Source organism: Pedobacter sp. UYP24 (assembly GCF_054057295.1).
Window position 1 is genome coordinate 48,370 of record NZ_JBSRZD010000001.1, and the last position, 21,354, is coordinate 69,723.

Here is a 21,354-nt window from a genome sequence, read left to right on the forward strand (position 1 = left end):
TTCCCTTTCCCTCCTAGAAACAGCTATTGAGTCCTTTGCAGACCTATTTAGTCCTATCAGATTTTGTAGCGGAGTACTTTGAAGCGAGATCAGTCTGACGGAAGACTGCATCTCCTTCAACCGTTACAACACCGTAACAGGGCCTAAATAGCTGCTTTCGCAAACCTGTTTCCGATCAACACTTGTAACTGTTAACCAGCAATGCACTGCCTCAGCAGAAAACTCAGCCGGCAGGCTTAAAGTGTAAGTCAGCGAAGTACGCGGCACTACATCCAACACCTTCACAAACTTATGGAGCGTTGGACTGTACACCAGCACAGAAACCAGATCCGTAGCCTTACCAAACTCCATGTTGGCATTCGCGCCCCAGTTAAACTTGATCTCTGCCGGATCAGAAGTAACCGCAGCTGCCTCAGGAAGCTGTTCCAGGTCGCCCACGCTGATGATCACCTTACTGTAATCAATGGTGTAATTTGGCGAAGTTCCCGTTACCGTGTATTTCAACAAGTAAGAAACCGCGGCGTTAAAAGGCGTAACCCCTTTATTAAACTTGTGGTAACCTGTGTTGATGAGGCCCTTAATGTGCGACAAAAACTCGATTACCAGTGCAAACCTCAAGCGCACGTTCAATTGTGCCTGCGTCGGCTCACTAGATGATGCTTCAGACACACTTCGCATGTAGTGTATGCCTTTCCAGATTGAACCAATAACAGTTCCTACTTTTCCTCTAAAATAGCCGAGGATGCCTTTTTTGTACTTTCCCATGATTTATATGAATTTATGGGTTCATTAGCAATTGCAACTTTTTGTGCTGTAGTTAGCAACGATAGTAATCAGCCTGCATGTGCAGTCCCGCAATAAAGCGAGATATTTTTAATATTTTTTGAAGAACAAGTATCTTCCCATGCTACCAATCATTCCATTAACGGCATCCCTAAACTCACCGGCTTTCCCCTGCCAATTAAAACCCGTTTTAAGCTGTTCAGAAAAACCACGCTTCTGATACCAAATCTCTAAACCCACCAGTTCCCTTTTAAAAGTACAATTGAGTACCCACTGTAAACCCTTCCAATTAATCAACTCATGATAACAATCCTGTTTACCACCCAGGTCAATCGCTTTTGTTAGCTGCTTTAATGTAGCAATGAACTGGAGCACATTGCTGAGGCGGTTAATCCGCAGTGTTTCCCTGGCCGATTCAAAGATCATTACCCCCTCATTATCGGGCATCAGGTGTGCTGTTAATTTTAAATTTATGCTATCGTTCATTTTCCTATTTATCTAAATTGTTAACCTTTTTTTGATCCACACTTCTCAAAAACCTTCCGGCCGGTAAGGCTATTGAGCTGATGTTGATACAAAGGTAGGGCTACCAAATATTCGAACCAATAGCGGGTAGCTTTTTGATGCGATTTGAAAGGATTTGATAGGATTTGTCTGGTATCGCGTGCCGTTTAAACGATCAATTTACAGATGATTGGAGGTAAAACCATTTTCTACCGATCTTTTTGGCCACAACCTCCCCATTCTCTCTGGCACGATAAAGGGTCATCGCACCAATTTTCAATTTTTTCATAACCTCATGGCTATCCAGCCAAACATCCACTTCCACCGGTGCGGGGGTGGGTGCTTTTCTTTCCGCTAAAAACTGGTTAGTTAAAATTAGCAGTTCAATAATTTTTTGTAATAATTCGTCCATAATGACCGGTTAATTAATGATGAAATGATATTTATCTATTGGGGGCAAAATTAATACGCCAAAAAATCAATAACAATAGCCCAACCTCCTGGAAGCGCCGAGTGGTAGACGAATGTTGCTGAAGCCACATAAAAAATGGACGAACGGTAGATTTTTACGCCGAATGGTAGATTTTTTATTTTTAAACTTGCATATTTTAGGTAATTTTTTAAACTTTGTCTTCAACCAACTAACAATTTTACCACTCAAACAATAAAATAATGACTCCCAGTTACAAAGATAGCATCACCCGTTTTGTGATGAGTCTAATCGCCGCGCACCTCATTCTATTAAATGCATTTAAGGGAAATACGTTGGATCTGATTCGCAGACCTAAGTATCCGTACTCCATGATCGGGAGTGTAATTATCGCCTTAGCCGCCACCTATATTGTATGCCGTGTAACACGGAGGCTAGACAAACAATTCCGTTGGGAACAAAACTTCATCAACCGGTTATTGTTGCAGTGCGCATTTGGCGTCATTATTCCATTAGGTATCGTGGTTGTGCTGGTTACCATTTACTTTGCCATTGCAGGCTGGTGGATATTTGACACGTATTGGTTTTCGGCCAACCTATTGCCAGAATTATTGATGCTGTGCGTTTTTAACTGTTATTACTTAATTTATTACCTGGTGGTATGCAGAGATCAGATCTTTGTTAAACCAAGCCAACCTGTAGAAGAAGTAGAACCAGTTTCAGACTATGGGCTAATAGAAGACGATGTGGAATTGCTTATGGGAAAAACAGTTTCCGATATCGCTTTCGTGACATCTACTAAAGACGGTCAAAAAAATGCGACCTTTAAAGACGGAAAAACAAGACCCTGGAAACACGGAATCAAGAGTGGCTACGAAAAACTACCAAAAGAACTGTTTATGGTTGGCAGTCGCTCAGAAATTTTCAATTTTGACAACATTGACTATTCAGAGTATACCAGAATTGATAAATCGATGATGCGGGTCTTCCTGATTGTGCCGGCAAATAAAGTAATTGAAATTAGCAGGGAAAACACTTCGGCCAATAAAGCCAGGCTAAAAAAATACCTGAAATAACAGAATTTGGACTGGGCGTGGTTGGCACTTAGCGCACGCTTCGTGCAGGCTACTAGGTATCTTGGAGCACTAGAGGTACCCTTTTCCGCACTGAATTACCTGTAAAGGCACTACCAGTGCTACAACACCCCTTTTCCTCGCTGTGCTAGTTTCTTCGCTTCGCTCTGAATGACAAGGTGGTTTTTTCTTCGCTGGTTTCCGCGCTTCGCTCGGAATGACAAGCCCATTTTGTCATTCCGAGCGCCTTGTCATGCAGCGCACCTTGTCATGCAGCATACTTTGTCATTCAGAGCACCTTTGTCATTCAGAGCGCAGCGAAGAATATTTAAGCTGCGGTTGTATTTCTATTTTTATTAGGCTGTGTTTTGCTCGAAGATAAAACAAGATAATGCGAGAAGAACAAGAACTACTCAAGGGTTTTAGTGCCAAAAAGGGATTTATTGATGCGTTTACAGACTTTGCCTTTAAACATCTGTTTGGGAGAGAGGCTAACAAAGACCTACTGATCCATTTCCTTAATGGGATATTTAACGGACGAAAGAAAATAATAGATCTTGATTATGGAAATGTTGAACTTAAAGGGCCTGGGAAGGACTATCGTAAAACAATATTTGATCTTTATTGCACTGGAATTGATGGTGAAAAATTTATTGTAGAAATGCAAAAAAGCAATCCGGATAATTTTAAAGACAGGAGCATCTTTTATACCTCTGCGCTAATACAGGAACAGGGAGTTGCAGTTGATGCAGGTTGGGATTATCTGTTGCCGGAAGTATTTTTCATTGCAATAATGAATTTCAAATTCGAAGATAGCAATCCCGATCACTATTTTCACGATGTGCGTTTAATGGAAATTAATACCAATACTGAGTTTTATCCTAAGTTAAATTATATTTTCATTGAGATGCCCAAATTTAGGAAAGCAGAGTCAGCGCTTAAAAGCGACCAGGACTATTGGTTTTTTATGCTTAAGAACCTTTATCAATTTAAAGAAATTCCCTTATCTTTGAGTAGCAAAGAAGAGTTTATTAAGTTGTTTGACGTTGCCGCACTAGGCAATTTAAACCCACAGGAAATGGATGCATACCAGCAAAGTTTAAAAGTTCAGCGTGATAATAATAGCGTAAGGCGAGCCGCAGTTAAAGAAGGACTTGAAGAAGGCCTTAAAGAAGGCCTTAAAGAAGGACTTGAAAAAGGTCGCCTTGAAATGAGCCAAGAAATTATAGAAAATTTGATTTTGGAACTAAGCCTCACTGATAGTCAGATCTCTAAATTGGCGAAAGTGTCGGTTGATTGCGTTAAAAAAATCCGTTTAGAGCTGTCAGAAAGAAAGTAATCAATTCTGATCGCCCTTCTTGTCATTCCTTATTGTTATTCCTCATTGTCATTCCAAGAGACCCTTGTCATTCCGAGGTACGAGGAATCTAGTTTCTTCGCTGCACTCTGAAAGACAAGGCTGCTCCGAAAGACAAAGCACTCAGAATGACAAGGGTCCACTTTTATGTAAATTCAAAATAAAAGTTATGTAATTTCAAAATAGAAACTATGTATATTCAAAATAGCAGTTCATTTACAACAACAAACTGCTTATAAGCAGATACATTGGTAGCCGGATTATTTTGAGGAACTAACATCAGGCCTATCCATTCATAAAAACCTAATTTATGGTATTAACGAAGATAATCAACGCAGTAAATACAATGTAATTTGCTGGAAGAACGTTTAGGACCAGCGAAGGAACTAGATTCCTCGAAACTCGGAATGACAATAAGGAATGACAATAAGGTAATGACAAAGGGCGTTTGTCATTCCGAGGAACGAGGAAAGCGCCCTTAGTTTATTAATCCCAAACTACAGTAACAGGATATGAATTAAACTTTTCGTCCTTTGTAATAACCTGTAAGTTTTCGGCAATTGCCTGGGAGATGAGTATCCGATCAAAGGGATCTCTATGATGTAATTCCAGACCAATAATTCCAGAAAAATGATCAAATGTTAATGGCAAAATTTCGAAGCCATTCTTAATGGCTTGGGTTAGAAGTTCCTTAAAAGAAGTCGATAATTGAAGTTTGTTAAGACTCATTTTAATTGCTATCTCCCAAAACGATGCAATACATATAATCCTTAAAGTCATCTAAAGACTCATCAAAATCACTTGAGATAGTAATCTTGCCTTTCATACTACCAAATTTTGGAGTTATACTTTTTGGATCTTTCTTTTTGGTTTTCTCTATTAAAAAATCGATATAGTCATTAGCTTCTGATTTAAGATCAGGAGGGAGTAATTCTAATTTTGCGTATAATGTTAAAGAAGTCATTCTAATTCTCTAAATGTAAGTATGCAAATTTAATTAATTTACATCACAATAACCAAACCAGCGCATTGCGAGGATACGAAGAATCTGGATTCTTCGCTGTGCTCTGAATGACAAAAGGTGCTCTGAATGACAAAGAGCCCTAGGAATGACAAAGGGCGTAGCTGCGCTCGGAATGAGACTGGATTCCTCGTCCCTGGATTCCTCGTATCCTCGGAATGACAAAACCAAACGGAATGACAAAGCCAAACGGAATGACAAAGCCAAACGGAATGACAAAGCGCCAGTTTCTTCGCTGCGCTCTGAATGACAAAGGGAGGGGCGTAGGCCCCTCCCTTTGTCATTCAGAGCAACCTTTCATTCAGAGCACCTTTTGTCATTCAGAGCGCAGCGAAGAATCACTTAACACCAATAGACGTAACCTTGAACCCTATTGCTCTCAACTTTTCTGCGTCCAATATATTACGCCCGTCAAATATTTTAGCGGGTTTTAACATGTTATCATAAATACGTTGCCAATCGTAACCTTTAAACTCATCCCATTCCGTTAATATAGCTATCGCATGAGAATCCTTACAAGCCTTATAAGGATCAACAAAAACCTTAACATGATCCCTGTTTTCCTCAGGCTTACGGGTGGCCAGATAATCCAGATCACCAAACACCTGATCTTCAGTAACCTTTGGATCATACACCCTTAGCTTGGCCTGCTCATTTAGCAACTCATCTGCTACATAAATCGCGGCAGATTCACGCGTATCATTGGTGTCTTTTTTAAATGCCCAACCTAAAAAGGTAATTTTCTTATCGTTAACCGTATTGTATAAGTTCTTTACCATGTTTAACGCAAAACGTTTCTTCTGGTGATCGTTCATAATGATTACCTGTTCCCAATAATCGGCAACCTCCTTCAATCCGAACGAACGGGAAATATATACTAAGTTTAAAATATCTTTTTGAAAACAAGAACCACCAAAACCCACAGAAGCTTTTAAGAACTTAGAACCAATGCGGCTATCCGAACCAATTGCCCTTGCAACCTCATTGATATTCGCTTCAGTTTTTTCGCACAATTCAGAGATGGAATTGATAGAAGAAATTCTTTGCGCCAGGTATGCATTGGCGACTAACTTTGAAAGCTCAGAAGACCATACATTTGTAGTTAATATACGCTCCCGTGGAATCCAGTTTGCATATACATCAACTAGAGCCTGTACTGCTTCCTTACCAGAATCTGTAGAATCACCACCAATTAGTACACGATCAGGCGCCAATAAATCTTCCACAGCAGTACCTTCTGCAAGGAACTCAGGATTTGACAATACTTCAAACTTAACACCACTACCCGTATTTTGTAATATATCTCTAACCGCTTCAGCCGTTCTAACAGGTAAAGTAGATTTCTCAACGATGATTTTATCAGAAGTAGAAACACGGGCAATCTGTCTTGCGCAAAGTTCAATCCATTTCAAATCTGCGCCCATACCTTTACCAGCACCATAAGTCTTGGTAGGCGTATTTACAGAAATGAATATCATCTCTGCTTCTGCAATTGCCTTATCCACATCAGTACTAAAGAATAAATTTCTGCCCCGAGCTTCCGCAACAACCTCACTTAAGCCTGGCTCATAAACGGGTATATTATTTACATCCTCATCATTCCATGCAGCAATACGGGCTTCATTCAAATCAACAATAGTTACTTTAATATGTGGACATTGTTTGGCTACAACAGCCATTGTTGGTCCGCCAACATAACCTGCACCAATGCAGCAAATACTAGTGATGTTTTTCATGTCTTCTTAATTATATACAATTATATACAAACGATACGAAATTATAGTAAACATAAATAGAGATTTTCCACTGCAAAAAGAAAAAATCAATAAATCACTTAGTGTAAAAAATACACGAATGATTTGGGATAGGAATATTTATAGGATATATTTGTAAAAAACCAGCAATGCATACACAGAATTTCATTATAGCAATCGACGGCTTTTCATCTTGTGGTAAAAGCACGTTAGCAAAACAACTTGCTAAACATTTTAATTACACTTACGTGGATAGTGGAGCAATGTACCGTGCAATTACACTACACTTTATCAACAACAATATCGATTTAGATGATGAGGTTGCTATTATTGAATCCGTTAACAGTGCCGATATCAGATTTGAAAATATAAATGGATCAGTTAGCATACTTTTAAATGATCAGGATGTGTCTGAAGAGATAAGGGAAATGCATGTTGCAAACAAAGTTAGCAAGATCAGCCCTATTTCAGCCGTTAGAACAGTACTTGTTGCCAATCAGCAAAAGATGGCAACAACCAATAATATTGTGATGGACGGAAGGGACATTGGCACTCAGGTTTTTCCTTTTGCCAATGTGAAACTATTTATGACAGCAGAGCCTAAAAAGCGGGCAGAGAGAAGATTTTCAGAACTGTCTGGTTCTGGAAAAACAGCAACGCTCGAAGAGGTTTTTGCTAATTTAACTCAAAGAGATCATGATGATACCACAAGAAAGGAAAGTCCGTTAGTTTGCGCAACTGACGCAATCGTTATAGACAACACACACCTTTCAATGGATCAGCAATTTGATTTGGCGCTAGAAATAATAAGAACCAAAGCATTTCCAAAAAGCGCTGCGTTATAAGAATTTCACGAAAACAGGACTTGCCGTTTGTATAATCCTGGATAGGTAACTTAACCCACCGCTAGCCTTGTCTATCTTAAAAAGATTTACATCATTACTGTATTGATGTGCTACTGCCATAAAGTTGCCTGATTTATCAATGGCAAAATTACGAGGGCCCTTACCAATAGATTCAACTCGATCAACAAATTTAATTTCACCTGTTATTTGAGAAAAACTAAAAATCACAATACAATTCGCATCCCCCCTATTAGATATATAGAGAAACCTTCCATCCTCTGAAAAATGAATATCTGCAGCACTATTCTGCCCATTATAAGTCAAATCCATCAAATTTTCTTTCTGTACATTCTTTAATTTTCCACCTTCAAAAGAAAGGACATGTAGCGTCCCATCCAGTTCTCCAACTACCAAGAGATACTGACCATTTTCAGAAAAAATAGCATGTCTTGGACCTGTACCATCTGGAAATGAATATTGTGAAAATGATTCTATAGCCAACGGCATTTCCTTTCTAGTACAATCGTAATGATACATCGTTATTGTGTCCAGGCCCAGATTTACTGCTAGTAGAAATTTTTCATCCGGTGAGAGTATGGCCGCATGCATATAAGAGTTTTTATGAAAATTATCACCTGCCGGGATTTCGTGTTTTATAATTTGAATAAAATCGGAGAATGACCCATCATCATTTAAGGAGCGTGCGGACAAAGTGCCGCTACTATAATTTGCAGAGAACAGATGACTATTGGTAGCATTAACAGAGATATAACAAGGATCAGATCCACCGCTGCTAGCTTGGTCTATTACAGCTAATCCTGATGATGTAAATTTTAATGCTGATATACTATCATCGTTCGTATGATTTTCATTAACAACATAACAATAAGTTGAAGCATTTGGAATACAAAAAAAAGAGGGGTTAGCTATATCAATTTTCTGAATTGAATTTGCATTAAAATCCTCCAAACCTATCTCGTAAATCTGGAAACCAAAAATATTAGCGACTCCTGTATAACTTCCAACTGCCAGTTTTTTCATTACTTTATTATAATCGGATAAAACTCAAATATAAATTATTCTGACAATCAAAGTTAATAACCGTTTCACTTATATTGACACTGATAGCACATAAAAAAGTAATTAGCTTAGTGTAAAATGTACACAAATTTATGTATTTCACTAGAAATGAATATATTTGCGACTTAGCTATGATATTTTTCAGTAAATCTGGAAAATACAGTGCAAACAAAAATTAAATTGTAATAAATCTAGTTTCTCTTACACAATTAATAAATCTAATAATCAATGAAAAAAGCTCTAATTACAGGTATCACAGGTCAGGATGGTGCATATTTAGCAGATCTATTGTTAAAAAAAGGTTATGAAGTACACGGCATCAAACGCCGTAGCTCATTATTCAACACAGATCGTATAGATCACTTATATCAAGATCCACATGAAAGCAATTTAAAGTTCATTTTGCATTATGGTGATTTAAGTGACTCTACCAACTTAATTCGTATTATTCAACAAGTACAACCTGATGAAATTTATAACTTAGGAGCAATGAGCCATGTTCAGGTAAGTTTTGATACTCCTGAATATACTGCTAACGCTGATGGTATTGGTACTTTAAGAATATTAGAAGCAATTAGAATTCTTGGTTTGGTTGAAAAAACTAAGGTGTATCAAGCATCTACTTCAGAGTTGTATGGCTTGGTACAAGCTGTTCCACAATCAGAGACTACGCCTTTTTACCCACGTTCCCCTTACGCAGTAGCAAAAATGTATGCGTATTGGATTACAGTAAATTATCGTGAAGCTTATGGCATCTTCGCTTGTAATGGCATCTTGTTTAACCATGAAAGTCCGCTTAGGGGTGAAACATTCGTTACCCGTAAAATCACCCGTGCAACTGCCAAAATAGCTTTAGGAATGCAGGATAAATTATATCTTGGAAACCTTGATGCACGCAGAGATTGGGGACATGCTAAAGACTACGTTGAAGCCATGTGGTTAATCTTACAGCAAGAAAAACCAGAAGACTTTGTAATTGCAACAGGGGTAACCACTACTGTGCGAGACTTCATTAAAATGGCTTTTGCTGAAGTAGGAATTACTTTAGAATTTAAAGGTGAAGGTGCAGACGAAAGAGGATATATTGTTTCTTGCAGCAATGAAAAATACCAGGTAGAAATTGGTAAAGAAGTAGTAGCTGTAGATAAAAAATATTTCCGCCCTACAGAAGTAGATCTTTTGATTGGAGATCCTACGAAATGTAAAGAGAAATTAAACTGGAAGCCTAAATATGATTTAGCAGCTTTGGTTAATGATATGATGACTTCAGATGTTCAGCACTTTGAAAAAGAAAGAATGCTGAAAGAAGCAGGTTATTCAGTTAAAAACCAATTCGAATAAGCATTAATATGCTTTCAAAAAAAAAAATAATTTCCATTGATATTTCAAGTGGCACTTACAAAGAATTTGTAAGTGCCATTCTGAATTACGCTACCGCCAAAACATCTTCTTACGTCTGCGTTGCAAATGTTCACATGCTTGTTGAAGCCTATGAATCCAAAGAATTTGCAAAGGTGGTTAACAGTGCTGATCTGGTAACTCCTGATGGCATGCCAATTGCAAAAGCATTTCAAACCCTTTATAATCAGGAACAGCCACGAGTTGATGGCATGAGTCTTTTACCCGTATTGTTAGGAGAATCTGAAAAAACCGGGTTATCTGTATATTTTTACGGGGGCTCACAGGCTACGCTAGATGCCACTTCAAATTACCTTAAAATTCAATATCCCAACTTAAAAGTAGCAGGACTTTATTCGCCTCCTTTTAGAACATTAACTGATTTGGAAAACGATGAGGTTGCAAAAACCATAACTACATCGGGAGCTAATATTGTTTTCGTCGTATTGGGTTGTCCAAAGCAAGAGCGATGGATGATGCAGATGAAAGGAAAAATTCCAGCAATAATGTTGGGTATAGGGGGAGCACTTCCAGTGTTGGTTGGTCAGCAAAAACGTGCACCTCAATGGATGCAAAAAAATAGCCTGGAATGGTTATATAGATTAGCACAGGAACCGAGAAGATTATTTAAAAGATACTTTAAAACCAATACCATGTTTATGTACCTCATGGCGAAAGAAAAACTGAAAAAATAATAAAGTATATTATGGAAAAAACAGGAAAAATATATGTGGCAGGGCACAACGGAATGGTCGGTTCTGCTCTAGTTAGAAAGTTAAAGTCCGAAGGATTCAATAACATCATTACCCGTTCTTCAAAAGAATTAGATTTACGTAACCAGCAAGCAGTCGCTGATTTCTTTGCTACAGAAAAACCAGATTATGTATTCCTTGCTGCGGCTAAAGTAGGTGGTATATTGGCCAATAACATTTACCGTGCAGACTTCCTTTATGAGAACTTGATGATCCAGAATAATGTGATCCATTCAGCCTACGAAAATAAGGTGGAGAAGCTGATGTTTTTAGGATCTTCCTGCATCTATCCAAAATTGGCTCCACAACCATTAAAAGAAGATTACCTATTAACTGGCGAGCTAGAGCAGACCAACGAGCCTTATGCAATTGCTAAAATTGCCGGCATTAAGTTATGTGATGCCTACAGAGCACAATATGGGTGTAATTACATATCTGTGATGCCTACTAATTTATATGGTCCGAATGACAACTACGATTTAAATAATTCTCACGTTCTTCCTGCCTTAATTAGGAAAGTAATTACTGCAAAAAACAATGGAGAAAAGGCAGTTACCATCTGGGGAACGGGAACTCCAAAAAGAGAGTTTTTATATGTAGATGACTTGGCTGATGCCTGTTTCTATTTAATGGAAACCTATAACGAATCAGGATTGGTCAATGTTGGCGTGGGAGAAGACGTATCCATTCTGGAACTGGCTCAATTAGTGACGAAAATAGTAGGCTTTGAAGGTGAGATCATTACTGACACTACTAAACCAGACGGCACACCGAGAAAACTAATGGACGTAAGTAAGCTTACTGCAAAGGGCTGGAAAGCTAAAGTTTCTTTAGAAGAAGGAATTGCAAAAGTATACGATCAAGTTAAAGACCATAATTGGAATTAATGAACACAAATAACTACGTACTAATAATGGCTGGCGGTGTCGGCAGCCGTTTTTGGCCAAAAAGCCGCAATAATTTCCCAAAGCAGTTCCTGGACATTTTAGGCATAGGAGAATCCTTATTACAATTAACGTACAAACGCTTTCTTAAGCTTTGCCCTGCAGAAAACATCTTCATTGTAACCAACAGTCAGTACGAAGACATCATATTACATCAATTAGAAGGAATAACTACTGCTCAGCTCATCTGTGAGCCCAGCAGAAACAATACCGCACCTTGCATTGCCTATGCTTCTTTTAAATTAAAAAGCCTGAATGCTAATGCTAATATTGTTGTAGCACCATCAGATCACTTTATTCTCTACGAAGATGTTTTCATTACCAAGATAAAGTTGGCTTTAGCTTATACAGAAAAAAACGAAGCACTAGTTACTTTAGGGATCTCACCTACCCGCCCTGATACTGGATACGGATATATCAAATACGAAAATTCAGAAGAAGGTGGTGTTCATAAAGTTGCACAGTTCAGGGAGAAACCAACACTTGAAAAAGCAAAGGAATTTTTAGCAGAGGGGAACTTTGTTTGGAATGCCGGTATCTTTATTTGGAAGGTAGGATCAATCATCAATGCTTTAAAAAAGCATGCAGAAGATATACACACCTTATTTTCAAAAGGAGATATTGTTTATAACACCCATGACGAACGCGCTTTTATAGATGAACATTACCCAACCTCACCTAATATTTCCATTGATTATGCTATTATGGAACAGGCAGATAACGTCTATACCATACCTGCAGAATTCGGATGGTCAGACTTAGGAACCTGGGCTTCATTATATGAAGCCGCGCCTAAGGATGATGACAATAATGTGATCGCAGCAAGGCAGATCAATGTGGTAGATACAAAAAACAGCATCATACACATAAGCAATGATAAGTTGGCTGTAATTAAGGGCTTAGACAACTTTATAGTCGTAGACGAAGGAAATGCACTGTTAATCTATCCTAAAAAAGACGAGCAAGAAATAAAAGAAATTGTTAAACAAATGTCTACTACATTTGGAGACAAATTCATCTAACTTAAACGAATTAGTATTATGAAAATTCAATTTCTGCTTTCTATTCCTCTAGTATTACTTTCTCTCTTCGCAAGATCGCAAACAAGAATGAATGATGGATATAAAGCAGAAATTGAATTGCAAGCTATTGGAACAACTAACGGTGTGGTGCCTTTTTGGATGCGATCCAATCAATATGGCTCCATACCTTTAGCAGGAGCCTCTGGGAGTATTTTAGGTAGAATATCTAAGGAATACACGGAACCATCACAAAGCGAATTAACGTATGGCAGGAAAAAGCTTACAGACTGGGGTTTTGGTATTGAGGGAAGAGCCAATGTGGGGAAGAACTCTAATGCACAATTGATTGAGGGATATGCTAAAGGTAGATTAAGCATCTTTCAGTTGAAAGCTGGCAGAACAAAGGATGTTATGGGGTTAAATGGAGATACTACTTTGAGTTCTGGTAATTTTGCAGTTTCCGGGAATGCTTTAGGGGTGCCAAAAATTGAATTATCAATACCTGAATACTGGAGAATTCCAATTTTAGATGGGATTTTTTCAATAAAAGGAACTTTTTCACACGGATGGATTGGGCACAGAAAGATATCGGACACCTTAGGTTTAACAGTTGACAAGGCATTGGTTTTAGCTAAGAAAACAAATTCTTACACATATTTACATCAAAAATCTTTTTATGCTCGTTTTGGAAGAATCGATTGGAAGTTAAAATTATATGGCGGATTCAATCATCAAGTAAATTGGGGTAGCGAAGCTGATATATATGGACAGGATAAGTTCACATTAACTCCTACACAAACTTTCATCTATGCAGTGACGGGTAAGCCTTATGGAGGGACTGGCTACCAGGTAGAGAGGTCTAAAATAGGAAATCAGATAGGATCTATAGATTTAGGATTTGAATATGATTTCAATGCCGTAAAAATGATGGTTTATCGACAAAGTTTCTATGATGTTGGAGCACTCGCTAAACTTGCGAATATAGCTGATGGATTAAATGGTGTAAGCTTTGAGAACCATAATTATCAGACTAATGACAATAAATTTCAGTGGAGAAAAGCTCTTTTTGAAGTGTTTTACTCTAAGGACCAAGCTGGATACCCTTGGTCAATTCCGACTGCATCCGGAGATGAAGATTACTATAATAACTACTATTATTCAGATGGTTGGTCTTATAAGAGTAAAGGAATAGGAAATCCATTTATTACTACCAGAAATGATGCGAAGTACGGTCAGGTTTCAAATCATAAAAACTATTTCCTTAACAATAGAGTTCTAGCTTTCCACCTAGGATTAAGCGGTGATTTAAATAGATGGGTTTATGAAACTAAATTTTCCTATTCATTTAATTATGGGACTTTCCGTACGAGTAAATACGGTAATTCTACAGGCCAAATTAGACATTTGCCAGATCCTACTCAAATATTTGTTCCAGTTCAACAAATGTCCATTTATTTTGATGCAATGAAGAACCTATCGAATAACGGATATAAGGCTGGATTCTCTTTTGGTTTTGATCAAGGAAAATTGATACAAAATTCATTTGGTTTGATTTTAAAATTGAAAAAAACTTTAGATTAGTTTTTTTCAATTTTAAATAAATCTTAATATATCTTTTGAATTCATTAAGTAAATACAAATTTCTATATCGCCCCTAACGGTTGCGTTTATAAAAAAAATATCATTATTTCGAATTTTTAAAAAGCGATAAATAGTCGACTTTTTCGAATACCTCGCATTTCCCTCCATATGTAGCGTCTACAATTTTCCTACCGTCTGATTTGTAAGCTTCGCGTGCTTTCGCGTATGCTAGCTCAGACCTCAAAAGATCCGGCAACTGCCATTTCATACCTTTAGGGAAATAATCTGGATGAAAATGGTTATGATCGTCACCCGATCTAACTTCAGTCTTATTTGGCGTCCCTTTATCTACAAAATTATGGTCTAAACCGATAAGAACTACCTCTGTAAATCCCATATAATATGCCAATTGCATACATACATAGGTCACGGTACCCCCGCTATAAACATTCTTCGTCAGGTCGTAGGAAAATCCATCTTGCAAAGCCTGAGAAATATAAACATAATTCATATCCAAATTCTTAAACAAATCGCGTTTTTTCCAATCAATAAATTTTATACAATCTAACTCTGCCAGTTCATCTTTAAATTGTTCGATAACCAATTCATTAATTACAGCATGATAAGTAGTTTTAAAATGCTCGTTAAAAAGCAAGTATATTCTATTCATACCAATAGTATACTCATTCTTTAAAAAACTGAGATCGGTCTTCTTCAAACTAGGTCCATTTGCAATAATAAAACAACGTTCACCCTTATGAATATTATGGAACGATTTCATTTTATCTCTGAAAATACTATCTGACTTCCAGGAAACTGCATTAGGTAAAGCTGCTACTCTACGCCCAACAGCTTGAATAAGTCTTAGTGGGGTGATCTCTTGAATTTTAAAACGCATAATTTGATATTGATATATGAAGTTTAATTACGAAACTATTAAGATTTTGCGATACTGCTAACCCAACGCTTTAAATAACCGCCATTGATTTTAATAAAATCTGCGGCCATGGATGTCAAAAACTTAAAGCCTCTAAAATGTCTCTTATTGAAAGTATAAAACAATGCTATGTTAGAGTCCGAATATTTGTCAGTAGCTCTTTTTAAAAAATTACTTAAATTATAAGTCTTTTCGTACTTGCTTTTAGCGGTAAGTTCTACAAAACTGTTTAAATATGGCATCTTAGTGAAATATTGTGCATATCCTGCTTCCATTACTCTGAAACCATAATCAGAATCTCCGAGGTACTGTGGAAATGTGTTATAATCCATTTGACCAACTTCTAGAAAAACATCCTTAGGTATAAACAATCCTCGACCATGGTTATGATTAACTCTAATGTAGTCCTTATCTGTGTCAAAATCCGTCAACAAATTCTTATGAGAGCGAAAAGGATTTGAATAATCCTTGACTAAGCCAAGATCGAAGTAATCGCCAGTACCAATATCCTTACTACCCACATTAAAAATATATTTATTACTGTGTATCGCGCCCAAACCAATTATCGATTTAGAAAGGTCAGAAAAAAACCCTGAATACAATTCCACGTCATCATTCAATGACAGAACAAATTCAACATCTAATTTTTCAAACATATAAACCATACCAGTGTTAAAGCATTTTGTCCACCACCAATTACCATCTCCAATAATAATATGAAAAGAATCATATCTATCATATTCTTCTAGTAAGACTTTAGTTTCATCTGTAGAACCATCGTCAATTACGACTACATCAATACAAAATTCGCTAGACTTAAATTCAAATATTTGCGTCAATAAAACTCTTAATAGCTTCATTCTATTGAACGTCGGGATGACAATTCCTAACTTTATCATCTACAAAACTTATAAATCATGATTCTTAATTTGACAATTCTGGAAAATCTAACTTTTGGGTAAAGATACCATTTTAGCAGGCAAAATTCTTGCTTTCAAACTTTGGTTTGGACGGCCGAAAGTATCCTTTAAAAAAATGAAAGAAAGAAAAAATGGAAGTAATAGTATATTTTCAGCATAACCAAGTATTATAAGCAATAATAACATATAAAGACCTAATTCTTTGGTAGCATTGTACTTGAAAAAACTCCAAATTCTGTATAAATAATAAAATATACCTATAACCCCAAACCTAGCAATGAAATCAAAATCTCCGTTAGATAAATTTAAAGAAAATTCATTTGCAAAATAATCTTCGTATTTATTCCCCATTCCCCAAATAAGTTTATAATCAAATTGATTAACAGTAAATATCATACTGGCAAATCTATTTAAAGGCATCTTCGTACCTTCATTGCTATAAAAATCGCTTCTTGATGATAAATTATCAATCATATCTAGGTCACTAAATATTTGCAGCTGTATTTTATCAGATAAAAATGATAGATTAAGTGCAATTATAACTACTGGAAGTAGATACAGAGCCATTGTTAGTAATTTTACATTCTTTGCGCGAAGATAGCTAATAACTACAATAACTAAACCCAAATAAGCTGTGGTTGAAAGTGTAGTTAAAATCGAGATTAAAAACAAAATTTGATCTCTTTTTACCTGAAATCGATTTCTAATCATGGATATATATAAGGTAACTACTAAAAAGCAACCATACGCACCCGGTTCCCATGCAAATCCAGAATTTCTGATATTATGATATATACTCAGATTAAAGAAAATAAAATTTTTCGTAAGCGTATCTGGGTTTGCCTTTGAATATAAAGAAGTTACAAATTTTCCAATCGAATATACCGCATCAAAATTTATTAATTGAAAGAAGTACATTATCAATCCGAAAATTGCTAAATGTCTGACAACCCTAATAATATTAAAAAAGAACCTATTTCCCAAGTAAGCTGCTGTAAGGTAGGAAAGCAGGATAAATTTAAAAAGAAATAATATATTACTATTAAGATATTCAAAAGATGGAGTATTTAACACAAATTGCAAAATAGATAGTGTAAGATACCCCCCACTAAATACTATAAAATACTTGAAGGATGGGGCCAAATATATCTCACGCGCTTTTTTAAATAGAATAAAAAGCATAAATATAAACCAAAAAATATCCTCGTAAAAAAATAGCGAACCTTTGGAAGATATAAGTAAAAATAAAAGTGTTACAATATAGTCTGTCTTATTTTTTAACATAACATTTTACTCAATTCTAAAATATAACTATTTAAGCTTCTCCAAAATTACAAATCCATTGTAACTGTTTTTGAGTTTGACTCCAGTAATAATCGGTTTATATGCCTTCGCAAATGAATCAACATTAATTAGCTTATTAGGCTCGCTATTTAAAAAAACGAGGAATTCCTTACCATCCTGGCATTTAATTGCTTGCACATAGTCAGCTATTCCGTTTGTTGGAAATAAAGTGTCTTGAGTCACTTCTTTAGAGAAATCATTTTTATATTTGATTATGAAACTAATAACATCCCTAATAGTACTACTATCACTATAAAGTCTCTTATGATGATCAATTTTATCGTTTAGCCATAGATCCCATGGGATTAGAGCTTCCGATTTATTCAAATAGCAATATAAATAATATGACAAATTGCAGCTTTGGTTTGACGATGCATAAGAGAAAACCTGTTCTTTCCCTAATGATCTTGCTAAAGAGATAGAACTTGATAACTGTCTAAAGTCACTCCTCCTGGGATCTAACTCGGCAATTCCCATGTCAAAAATGCTATAAATATTATTCCATTTCCCACCAGCATTATTTGTCAAAAATTTAAGCTTCTTACCCGAATAACTATAAACTTCTTTTTTCCAGTTAGTTAAAAATGAGATGACGCTTTCGGTCTGAAATTCTCCATACAACTTTTTATAGACATCTTCTTTTGCTCCTATGTTCTTCAAATAATTTTTATAATTAAAATCCTTTTTAATAACTATTTTTTTTCCAGCAAGGAATTCAGAAAACTTTTTGAGGCAATATTCGCAATAGCAACCACCGCCCCATTCGACAGCACTATCATTGAACCTAGCATCATCGACAAAAATACCATATGCACCGAAGTCCACTATTTGCATAGACTTGATAATAAATAAATTTTGAAAACTAGGATTGTTAACACAACCCCAATATAGGTTATTTGCTTTCCAATTACTCATCCAAGGAGCAACATAAGGTCTCCCATTCAGATCCAACATTCTCGTTTTTACAGTAGTAAATCCTAATGAGTCCGGCACTTGTGGGTTAATCGCTAGACTGAATTTTACACCATCGTTTTTCAAAGCTTGTATTTGCTGGATATTATCGCAGTACATCCAATCAATTCTATCTACTCTTAAGTTTTTAAAAACAGAAAGCGTATTTAAAGTATCTTGTTTATTGAAGGGATGAAACCACCTAGAAGATAAAATGATACTTTTGCTCTGACCTAAACATACATTAGATAAGATAAGTAAAATGAACAATACGTTTCTAAGCATTTATTTTTTTTTAATTTACTCCAAATCTTTCAACACATTACTAATTCCACCATCTATCTTCAAGTTTGCTCCGTTAATAAATCCTAGTTTATCTTCGGCTAGTAATAATGCTAATTGAGAAACTTCTTGGGGCTTTCCTATTCTTTGACTCGGATGTAATTCATTTAGCAATTGAACTTTTGCTTCATCGTTATCGAATCCATCTCTAAGCATCTGCGTATCAATTGCTGCGGGACTAATTGCATTTACCCGTACGCGCCCTTGCAAATCGACAGACATGGCTTTCGTTAAACCAACCAATGCGCTCTTAGAGCTGGCATAGGCTACAAAACGTTTCTTTGTTAACTGCTGATGGATGCTTGCAATATTAATAATAGACCCCATTGATTTATCAAGCCTTGAAAGGAAGTATTGACTTAACATCAATGGCCCTGTTAAATTTACATTTAACGTTTGATTCCAATCTTCTAACTTGATTTCAGCAACACTGCTCAATATCTGTACAGCGGCATTATTGATCAATAAAAAAAGTTCTGGAATTTCAACATCAAATATTGATTCCATTTTTGCTTTATATATAGGATCAGCACAATATTGATGTAAATCAAACTTGAAAAACTTATCACAGTGAGGAGTTTCTGAATCATTGATGTCCAGTCCAATTACATTGTAGTTATTTTCTTGAAATGTCTTGGCCAGTTGCCTGCCAATCCCTCCAAGCACTCCGGTAACTACTACTGTCTTCTTGTTATTCATGCTATTTAACACCTAAAAATCCAAATAAAATATCAATGGCTCTATGACTTGCCCTAATCACAGCTTCTTTGGTATTTGAACCATTGTGTGTTCCAAAAATACACTGCTCAAACTGACGTAATTCACTATCCAAGGGTAAAGGTTCTACTTCGAAAACATCCAGCCCAGCAGCACTTACTTTTCCAGATTTTAAGGCGGCTATTAATGCTGGCTCATCAATAAGCGGCCCTCTTGCAACGTTGATAATCTTTACGCCGTCTTTCATTTTATCAATAGCAGCTGTATCAATCATGTGAAAGCTTGCTGGCGTTAATGCACAAGTAACAATAACAAAATCAGCATCACCTAATGCCTCCGGAAATGTTAATATTTGGTCAACCCCAGCGCCTTCGGCGGTTAATGAACTAAAAGGATCGTATGCGTTGATTTTAACATCAAATCCTTTCAAACGTCTCGCTACACCAAGACCTATATCTCCCAAACCAATTAAAGCAACTGTTTTGCCAGTGGAAGACATCCCTGCCGGTTTGATCCAATTCTCGCTACGTACTGCGCGATCTACTCGATAACTGTCTCTTAGCAGGCCGGTAAAGTATGCTATAGCCATGTCGGCTACCTCATTCCCAAACATCCTCGGTGTATTTTGAATTGGAATGCCTAATTTTTCACAAGCCTTAAAATCAACATTGTCTACCCCCACACCCCATTTAACTGCCGCACGTAGTTTGCCTGCTTTGCCAGCAGTAAAAACCTTTTCAGTTGCAGGATCATCACCGATAATCCAGGCATCAACAGTGGGAACTAGTTCAATCAACTGCTCTTCTGTTAAAACCTGTACCACTTCAGGAGTAACTAGTTCAATATTTTTCTCTTCGAACAAATAGCGGAGCTGATCAATAGCTCTTAGCATTGGGGGACAAGTAACTAATACTTTCATATTTAAAGGTTATTTAAATTTTTGTATAATAATTCAGCCATTATAAAGTTCAATTCAACATCTATATCTTGCGCTTCCGCTTCCGGCATTTCATACATAAATGGTCGATCTCCAATCCTATTGTGTTTTCTCTCTAAAATTGCCTTTGTAAAAAGATAGAAACATGAATTCTCTTCAAAAATAGGCGGCAAATCTTGTGTTCTTAATAGAATATTAGAATTGTGGTTTATTGGCCTCGCTAAGCTATCCCAAAACCTCACGTGTTTCCTGGTAACTGAAAAGAGTGAATCATACATAGGATACAATAGCAAAAATTTATCTATTCCTTCACTCAAAGTTTTAGCAGTGAGTATAGGATTTGTACTGTGCGTTTGTAAGTAAAATTCAGAAGGAACCTGATTGATTGTATTCAACAATACATCGTTCATTGGAATAGCTCCATCCCTTAAATGAGCTGGCCTTTCCAACACTAGTACAGATGGGAAAAAATCCATGCATTGTTCAATAACTATTGGACTATCGGTATCTATTACAACCTGATCAATCTGCTTGCAATCTAGCAAAGTTTGAACTACATGGTGAAACAAAGGTTTACCCGCAAAATCGCGGTAATTTTTACCAGGTACGCGTTCACTTGAATGGCGCATTGGCACGATAGCTGTAATTCTATTTTGTGTCAT

Annotated in this window: 22 protein-coding genes; 8 read left to right on the forward strand and 14 right to left on the reverse strand. The window is 36.6% G+C overall.

Going from position 1 to position 21,354, the window contains the following annotated elements:
* Window positions 1–123: 123 nt before the first annotated feature.
* The 3 genes from ACVWYN_RS00185 to ACVWYN_RS00195 all read right to left on the reverse strand — a co-directional run bounded on the left by ACVWYN_RS00185 (window position 124) and on the right by ACVWYN_RS00195 (window position 1,699).
* Complete coding sequence (locus tag ACVWYN_RS00185; RefSeq protein WP_457286797.1) at window positions 124–765, reverse strand: DUF6266 family protein; 642 nt, start codon at window positions 763–765, stop codon at window positions 124–126.
* A gap of 108 nt (window positions 766–873) precedes the next feature.
* A complete protein-coding gene (locus ACVWYN_RS00190; protein WP_457286798.1) occupies window positions 874–1,269 on the reverse strand; it encodes a hypothetical protein in 396 nt (131 codons plus the stop codon).
* A gap of 193 nt (window positions 1,270–1,462) precedes the next feature.
* On the reverse strand, window positions 1,463–1,699 hold the full coding sequence (locus ACVWYN_RS00195) for a helix-turn-helix domain-containing protein (protein WP_457286799.1): 237 nt from the start codon (window positions 1,697–1,699) through the stop codon (window positions 1,463–1,465).
* 260 nt (window positions 1,700–1,959) lie between these two features.
* Here ACVWYN_RS00195 and ACVWYN_RS00200 point away from each other — a divergent pair, with 260 nt between their 5' ends.
* Both ACVWYN_RS00200 and ACVWYN_RS00205 read left to right on the forward strand, forming a co-directional pair.
* Window positions 1,960–2,793: a hypothetical protein gene (locus ACVWYN_RS00200; RefSeq protein ID WP_457286800.1), complete on the forward strand. Its 834-nt coding sequence runs from the start codon at window positions 1,960–1,962 to the stop codon at window positions 2,791–2,793.
* A 388-nt stretch (window positions 2,794–3,181) separates the two neighbouring features.
* Complete coding sequence (locus ACVWYN_RS00205; protein WP_457286801.1) at window positions 3,182–4,129, forward strand: Rpn family recombination-promoting nuclease/putative transposase; 948 nt, start codon at window positions 3,182–3,184, stop codon at window positions 4,127–4,129.
* 504 nt (window positions 4,130–4,633) lie between these two features.
* Here the strand turns inward: ACVWYN_RS00205 and ACVWYN_RS00210 are convergent.
* The 3 genes from ACVWYN_RS00210 to ACVWYN_RS00220 all read right to left on the reverse strand — a co-directional run bounded on the left by ACVWYN_RS00210 (window position 4,634) and on the right by ACVWYN_RS00220 (window position 6,904).
* The gene (locus ACVWYN_RS00210; protein WP_457286802.1) at window positions 4,634–4,876 is read right to left on the reverse strand and encodes a type II toxin-antitoxin system VapC family toxin; all 243 of its coding nucleotides are present in this window, start codon (window positions 4,874–4,876) and stop codon (window positions 4,634–4,636) included.
* A 1-nt stretch (window position 4,877) separates the two neighbouring features.
* Window positions 4,878–5,111 carry a type II toxin-antitoxin system VapB family antitoxin gene (gene vapB / locus ACVWYN_RS00215; protein ID WP_457286803.1) on the reverse strand — a complete coding sequence of 78 codons (234 nt, stop codon included), beginning with the start codon at window positions 5,109–5,111 and terminating at the stop codon, window positions 4,878–4,880.
* 395 nt (window positions 5,112–5,506) lie between these two features.
* Window positions 5,507–6,904: a nucleotide sugar dehydrogenase gene (locus ACVWYN_RS00220; protein ID WP_457286804.1), complete on the reverse strand. Its 1,398-nt coding sequence runs from the start codon at window positions 6,902–6,904 to the stop codon at window positions 5,507–5,509.
* Window positions 6,905–7,071: 167 nt separating this feature from the next.
* Here ACVWYN_RS00220 and cmk point away from each other — a divergent pair, with 167 nt between their 5' ends.
* On the forward strand, window positions 7,072–7,767 hold the full coding sequence (gene cmk / locus ACVWYN_RS00225) for a (d)CMP kinase (protein ID WP_457286805.1): 696 nt from the start codon (window positions 7,072–7,074) through the stop codon (window positions 7,765–7,767).
* On the opposite strand, the gene ACVWYN_RS00230 is transcribed toward cmk, so the two are convergent.
* On the reverse strand, window positions 7,762–8,808 hold the full coding sequence (locus ACVWYN_RS00230) for a lactonase family protein (protein ID WP_457286806.1): 1,047 nt from the start codon (window positions 8,806–8,808) through the stop codon (window positions 7,762–7,764). The two genes, cmk and ACVWYN_RS00230, sit on opposite strands and share 6 nt — an antisense overlap.
* A 267-nt stretch (window positions 8,809–9,075) precedes the next feature.
* Between ACVWYN_RS00230 and gmd the strand changes: the two genes are divergently transcribed.
* From gmd to ACVWYN_RS00255, 5 genes are read left to right on the forward strand one after another with little or no spacing between them, the layout of a single operon-like run.
* A complete protein-coding gene (gmd, locus tag ACVWYN_RS00235) occupies window positions 9,076–10,188 on the forward strand; it encodes a GDP-mannose 4,6-dehydratase (protein ID WP_457286807.1) in 1,113 nt (370 codons plus the stop codon).
* A gap of 8 nt (window positions 10,189–10,196) precedes the next feature.
* Window positions 10,197–10,940, forward strand: coding sequence for a WecB/TagA/CpsF family glycosyltransferase (locus tag ACVWYN_RS00240; RefSeq protein WP_457286808.1), 744 nt, complete (start codon window positions 10,197–10,199; stop codon window positions 10,938–10,940).
* A gap of 11 nt (window positions 10,941–10,951) precedes the next feature.
* Window positions 10,952–11,884, forward strand: a complete 933-nt coding sequence (fcl, locus tag ACVWYN_RS00245) for a GDP-L-fucose synthase (protein ID WP_457286809.1) — start codon at window positions 10,952–10,954, stop codon at window positions 11,882–11,884.
* A complete protein-coding gene (locus ACVWYN_RS00250) occupies window positions 11,884–12,963 on the forward strand; it encodes a mannose-1-phosphate guanylyltransferase (RefSeq protein WP_457286810.1) in 1,080 nt (359 codons plus the stop codon). The genes fcl and ACVWYN_RS00250 overlap by 1 nt, the downstream gene beginning before the upstream one ends.
* 18 nt (window positions 12,964–12,981) lie before the next feature.
* Window positions 12,982–14,544 (forward strand): capsule assembly Wzi family protein, encoded by a 1,563-nt coding sequence (locus ACVWYN_RS00255; RefSeq protein ID WP_457286811.1) that lies wholly within the window; start codon window positions 12,982–12,984, stop codon window positions 14,542–14,544.
* A gap of 103 nt (window positions 14,545–14,647) precedes the next feature.
* Here ACVWYN_RS00255 and ACVWYN_RS00260 read toward each other — a convergent pair whose 3' ends face one another.
* From ACVWYN_RS00260 to ACVWYN_RS00290, 7 genes are read right to left on the reverse strand one after another with little or no spacing between them, the layout of a single operon-like run.
* Window positions 14,648–15,442 (reverse strand): 6-hydroxymethylpterin diphosphokinase MptE-like protein, encoded by a 795-nt coding sequence (locus ACVWYN_RS00260; RefSeq protein ID WP_457286812.1) that lies wholly within the window; start codon window positions 15,440–15,442, stop codon window positions 14,648–14,650.
* A gap of 38 nt (window positions 15,443–15,480) precedes the next feature.
* Window positions 15,481–16,380 carry a glycosyltransferase family 2 protein gene (locus tag ACVWYN_RS00265; protein ID WP_457286813.1) on the reverse strand — a complete coding sequence of 300 codons (900 nt, stop codon included), beginning with the start codon at window positions 16,378–16,380 and terminating at the stop codon, window positions 15,481–15,483.
* 48 nt (window positions 16,381–16,428) lie between these two features.
* Window positions 16,429–17,685, reverse strand: coding sequence for a hypothetical protein (locus tag ACVWYN_RS00270; protein ID WP_457286814.1), 1,257 nt, complete (start codon window positions 17,683–17,685; stop codon window positions 16,429–16,431).
* Window positions 17,686–17,712: 27 nt separating this feature from the next.
* Window positions 17,713–18,981 carry a hypothetical protein gene (locus ACVWYN_RS00275; RefSeq protein ID WP_457286815.1) on the reverse strand — a complete coding sequence of 423 codons (1,269 nt, stop codon included), beginning with the start codon at window positions 18,979–18,981 and terminating at the stop codon, window positions 17,713–17,715.
* A 15-nt stretch (window positions 18,982–18,996) separates the two neighbouring features.
* Window positions 18,997–19,737 carry an SDR family NAD(P)-dependent oxidoreductase gene (locus ACVWYN_RS00280; protein ID WP_457286816.1) on the reverse strand — a complete coding sequence of 247 codons (741 nt, stop codon included), beginning with the start codon at window positions 19,735–19,737 and terminating at the stop codon, window positions 18,997–18,999.
* A 1-nt stretch (window position 19,738) separates the two neighbouring features.
* Window positions 19,739–20,674 carry a phosphoglycerate dehydrogenase gene (locus tag ACVWYN_RS00285; RefSeq protein ID WP_457286817.1) on the reverse strand — a complete coding sequence of 312 codons (936 nt, stop codon included), beginning with the start codon at window positions 20,672–20,674 and terminating at the stop codon, window positions 19,739–19,741.
* A gap of 2 nt (window positions 20,675–20,676) precedes the next feature.
* Window positions 20,677–21,354, reverse strand: a complete 678-nt coding sequence (locus ACVWYN_RS00290; protein ID WP_457286818.1) for an acylneuraminate cytidylyltransferase family protein — start codon at window positions 21,352–21,354, stop codon at window positions 20,677–20,679.

Excerpts from the sequence above, each read along its gene's own strand:
- ACVWYN_RS00185 (WP_457286797.1), bottom strand. The coding sequence starts at position 765 with ATGGGAAAGTACAAAAAAGGCATCCTCGGCTATTTTAGAGGAAAAGTA.
- ACVWYN_RS00190 (WP_457286798.1), bottom strand. The coding sequence starts at position 1,269 with ATGAACGATAGCATAAATTTAAAATTAACAGCACACCTGATGCCCGAT.
- ACVWYN_RS00195 (WP_457286799.1), bottom strand. The coding sequence starts at position 1,699 with ATGGACGAATTATTACAAAAAATTATTGAACTGCTAATTTTAACTAAC.
- ACVWYN_RS00200 (WP_457286800.1), top strand. The coding sequence starts at position 1,960 with ATGACTCCCAGTTACAAAGATAGCATCACCCGTTTTGTGATGAGTCTA.
- ACVWYN_RS00205 (WP_457286801.1), top strand. The coding sequence starts at position 3,182 with ATGCGAGAAGAACAAGAACTACTCAAGGGTTTTAGTGCCAAAAAGGGA.
- ACVWYN_RS00210 (WP_457286802.1), bottom strand. The coding sequence starts at position 4,876 with ATGAGTCTTAACAAACTTCAATTATCGACTTCTTTTAAGGAACTTCTA.
- vapB (WP_457286803.1), bottom strand. The coding sequence starts at position 5,111 with ATGACTTCTTTAACATTATACGCAAAATTAGAATTACTCCCTCCTGAT.
- ACVWYN_RS00220 (WP_457286804.1), bottom strand. The coding sequence starts at position 6,904 with ATGAAAAACATCACTAGTATTTGCTGCATTGGTGCAGGTTATGTTGGC.
- cmk (WP_457286805.1), top strand. The coding sequence starts at position 7,072 with ATGCATACACAGAATTTCATTATAGCAATCGACGGCTTTTCATCTTGT.
- ACVWYN_RS00230 (WP_457286806.1), bottom strand. The coding sequence starts at position 8,808 with ATGAAAAAACTGGCAGTTGGAAGTTATACAGGAGTCGCTAATATTTTT.
- gmd (WP_457286807.1), top strand. The coding sequence starts at position 9,076 with ATGAAAAAAGCTCTAATTACAGGTATCACAGGTCAGGATGGTGCATAT.
- ACVWYN_RS00240 (WP_457286808.1), top strand. The coding sequence starts at position 10,197 with ATGCTTTCAAAAAAAAAAATAATTTCCATTGATATTTCAAGTGGCACT.
- fcl (WP_457286809.1), top strand. The coding sequence starts at position 10,952 with ATGGAAAAAACAGGAAAAATATATGTGGCAGGGCACAACGGAATGGTC.
- ACVWYN_RS00250 (WP_457286810.1), top strand. The coding sequence starts at position 11,884 with ATGAACACAAATAACTACGTACTAATAATGGCTGGCGGTGTCGGCAGC.
- ACVWYN_RS00255 (WP_457286811.1), top strand. The coding sequence starts at position 12,982 with ATGAAAATTCAATTTCTGCTTTCTATTCCTCTAGTATTACTTTCTCTC.
- ACVWYN_RS00260 (WP_457286812.1), bottom strand. The coding sequence starts at position 15,442 with ATGCGTTTTAAAATTCAAGAGATCACCCCACTAAGACTTATTCAAGCT.
- ACVWYN_RS00265 (WP_457286813.1), bottom strand. The coding sequence starts at position 16,380 with ATGATAAAGTTAGGAATTGTCATCCCGACGTTCAATAGAATGAAGCTA.
- ACVWYN_RS00270 (WP_457286814.1), bottom strand. The coding sequence starts at position 17,685 with ATGTTAAAAAATAAGACAGACTATATTGTAACACTTTTATTTTTACTT.
- ACVWYN_RS00275 (WP_457286815.1), bottom strand. The coding sequence starts at position 18,981 with ATGCTTAGAAACGTATTGTTCATTTTACTTATCTTATCTAATGTATGT.
- ACVWYN_RS00280 (WP_457286816.1), bottom strand. The coding sequence starts at position 19,737 with ATGAATAACAAGAAGACAGTAGTAGTTACCGGAGTGCTTGGAGGGATT.
- ACVWYN_RS00285 (WP_457286817.1), bottom strand. The coding sequence starts at position 20,674 with ATGAAAGTATTAGTTACTTGTCCCCCAATGCTAAGAGCTATTGATCAG.
- ACVWYN_RS00290 (WP_457286818.1), bottom strand. The coding sequence starts at position 21,354 with ATGACACAAAATAGAATTACAGCTATCGTGCCAATGCGCCATTCAAGT.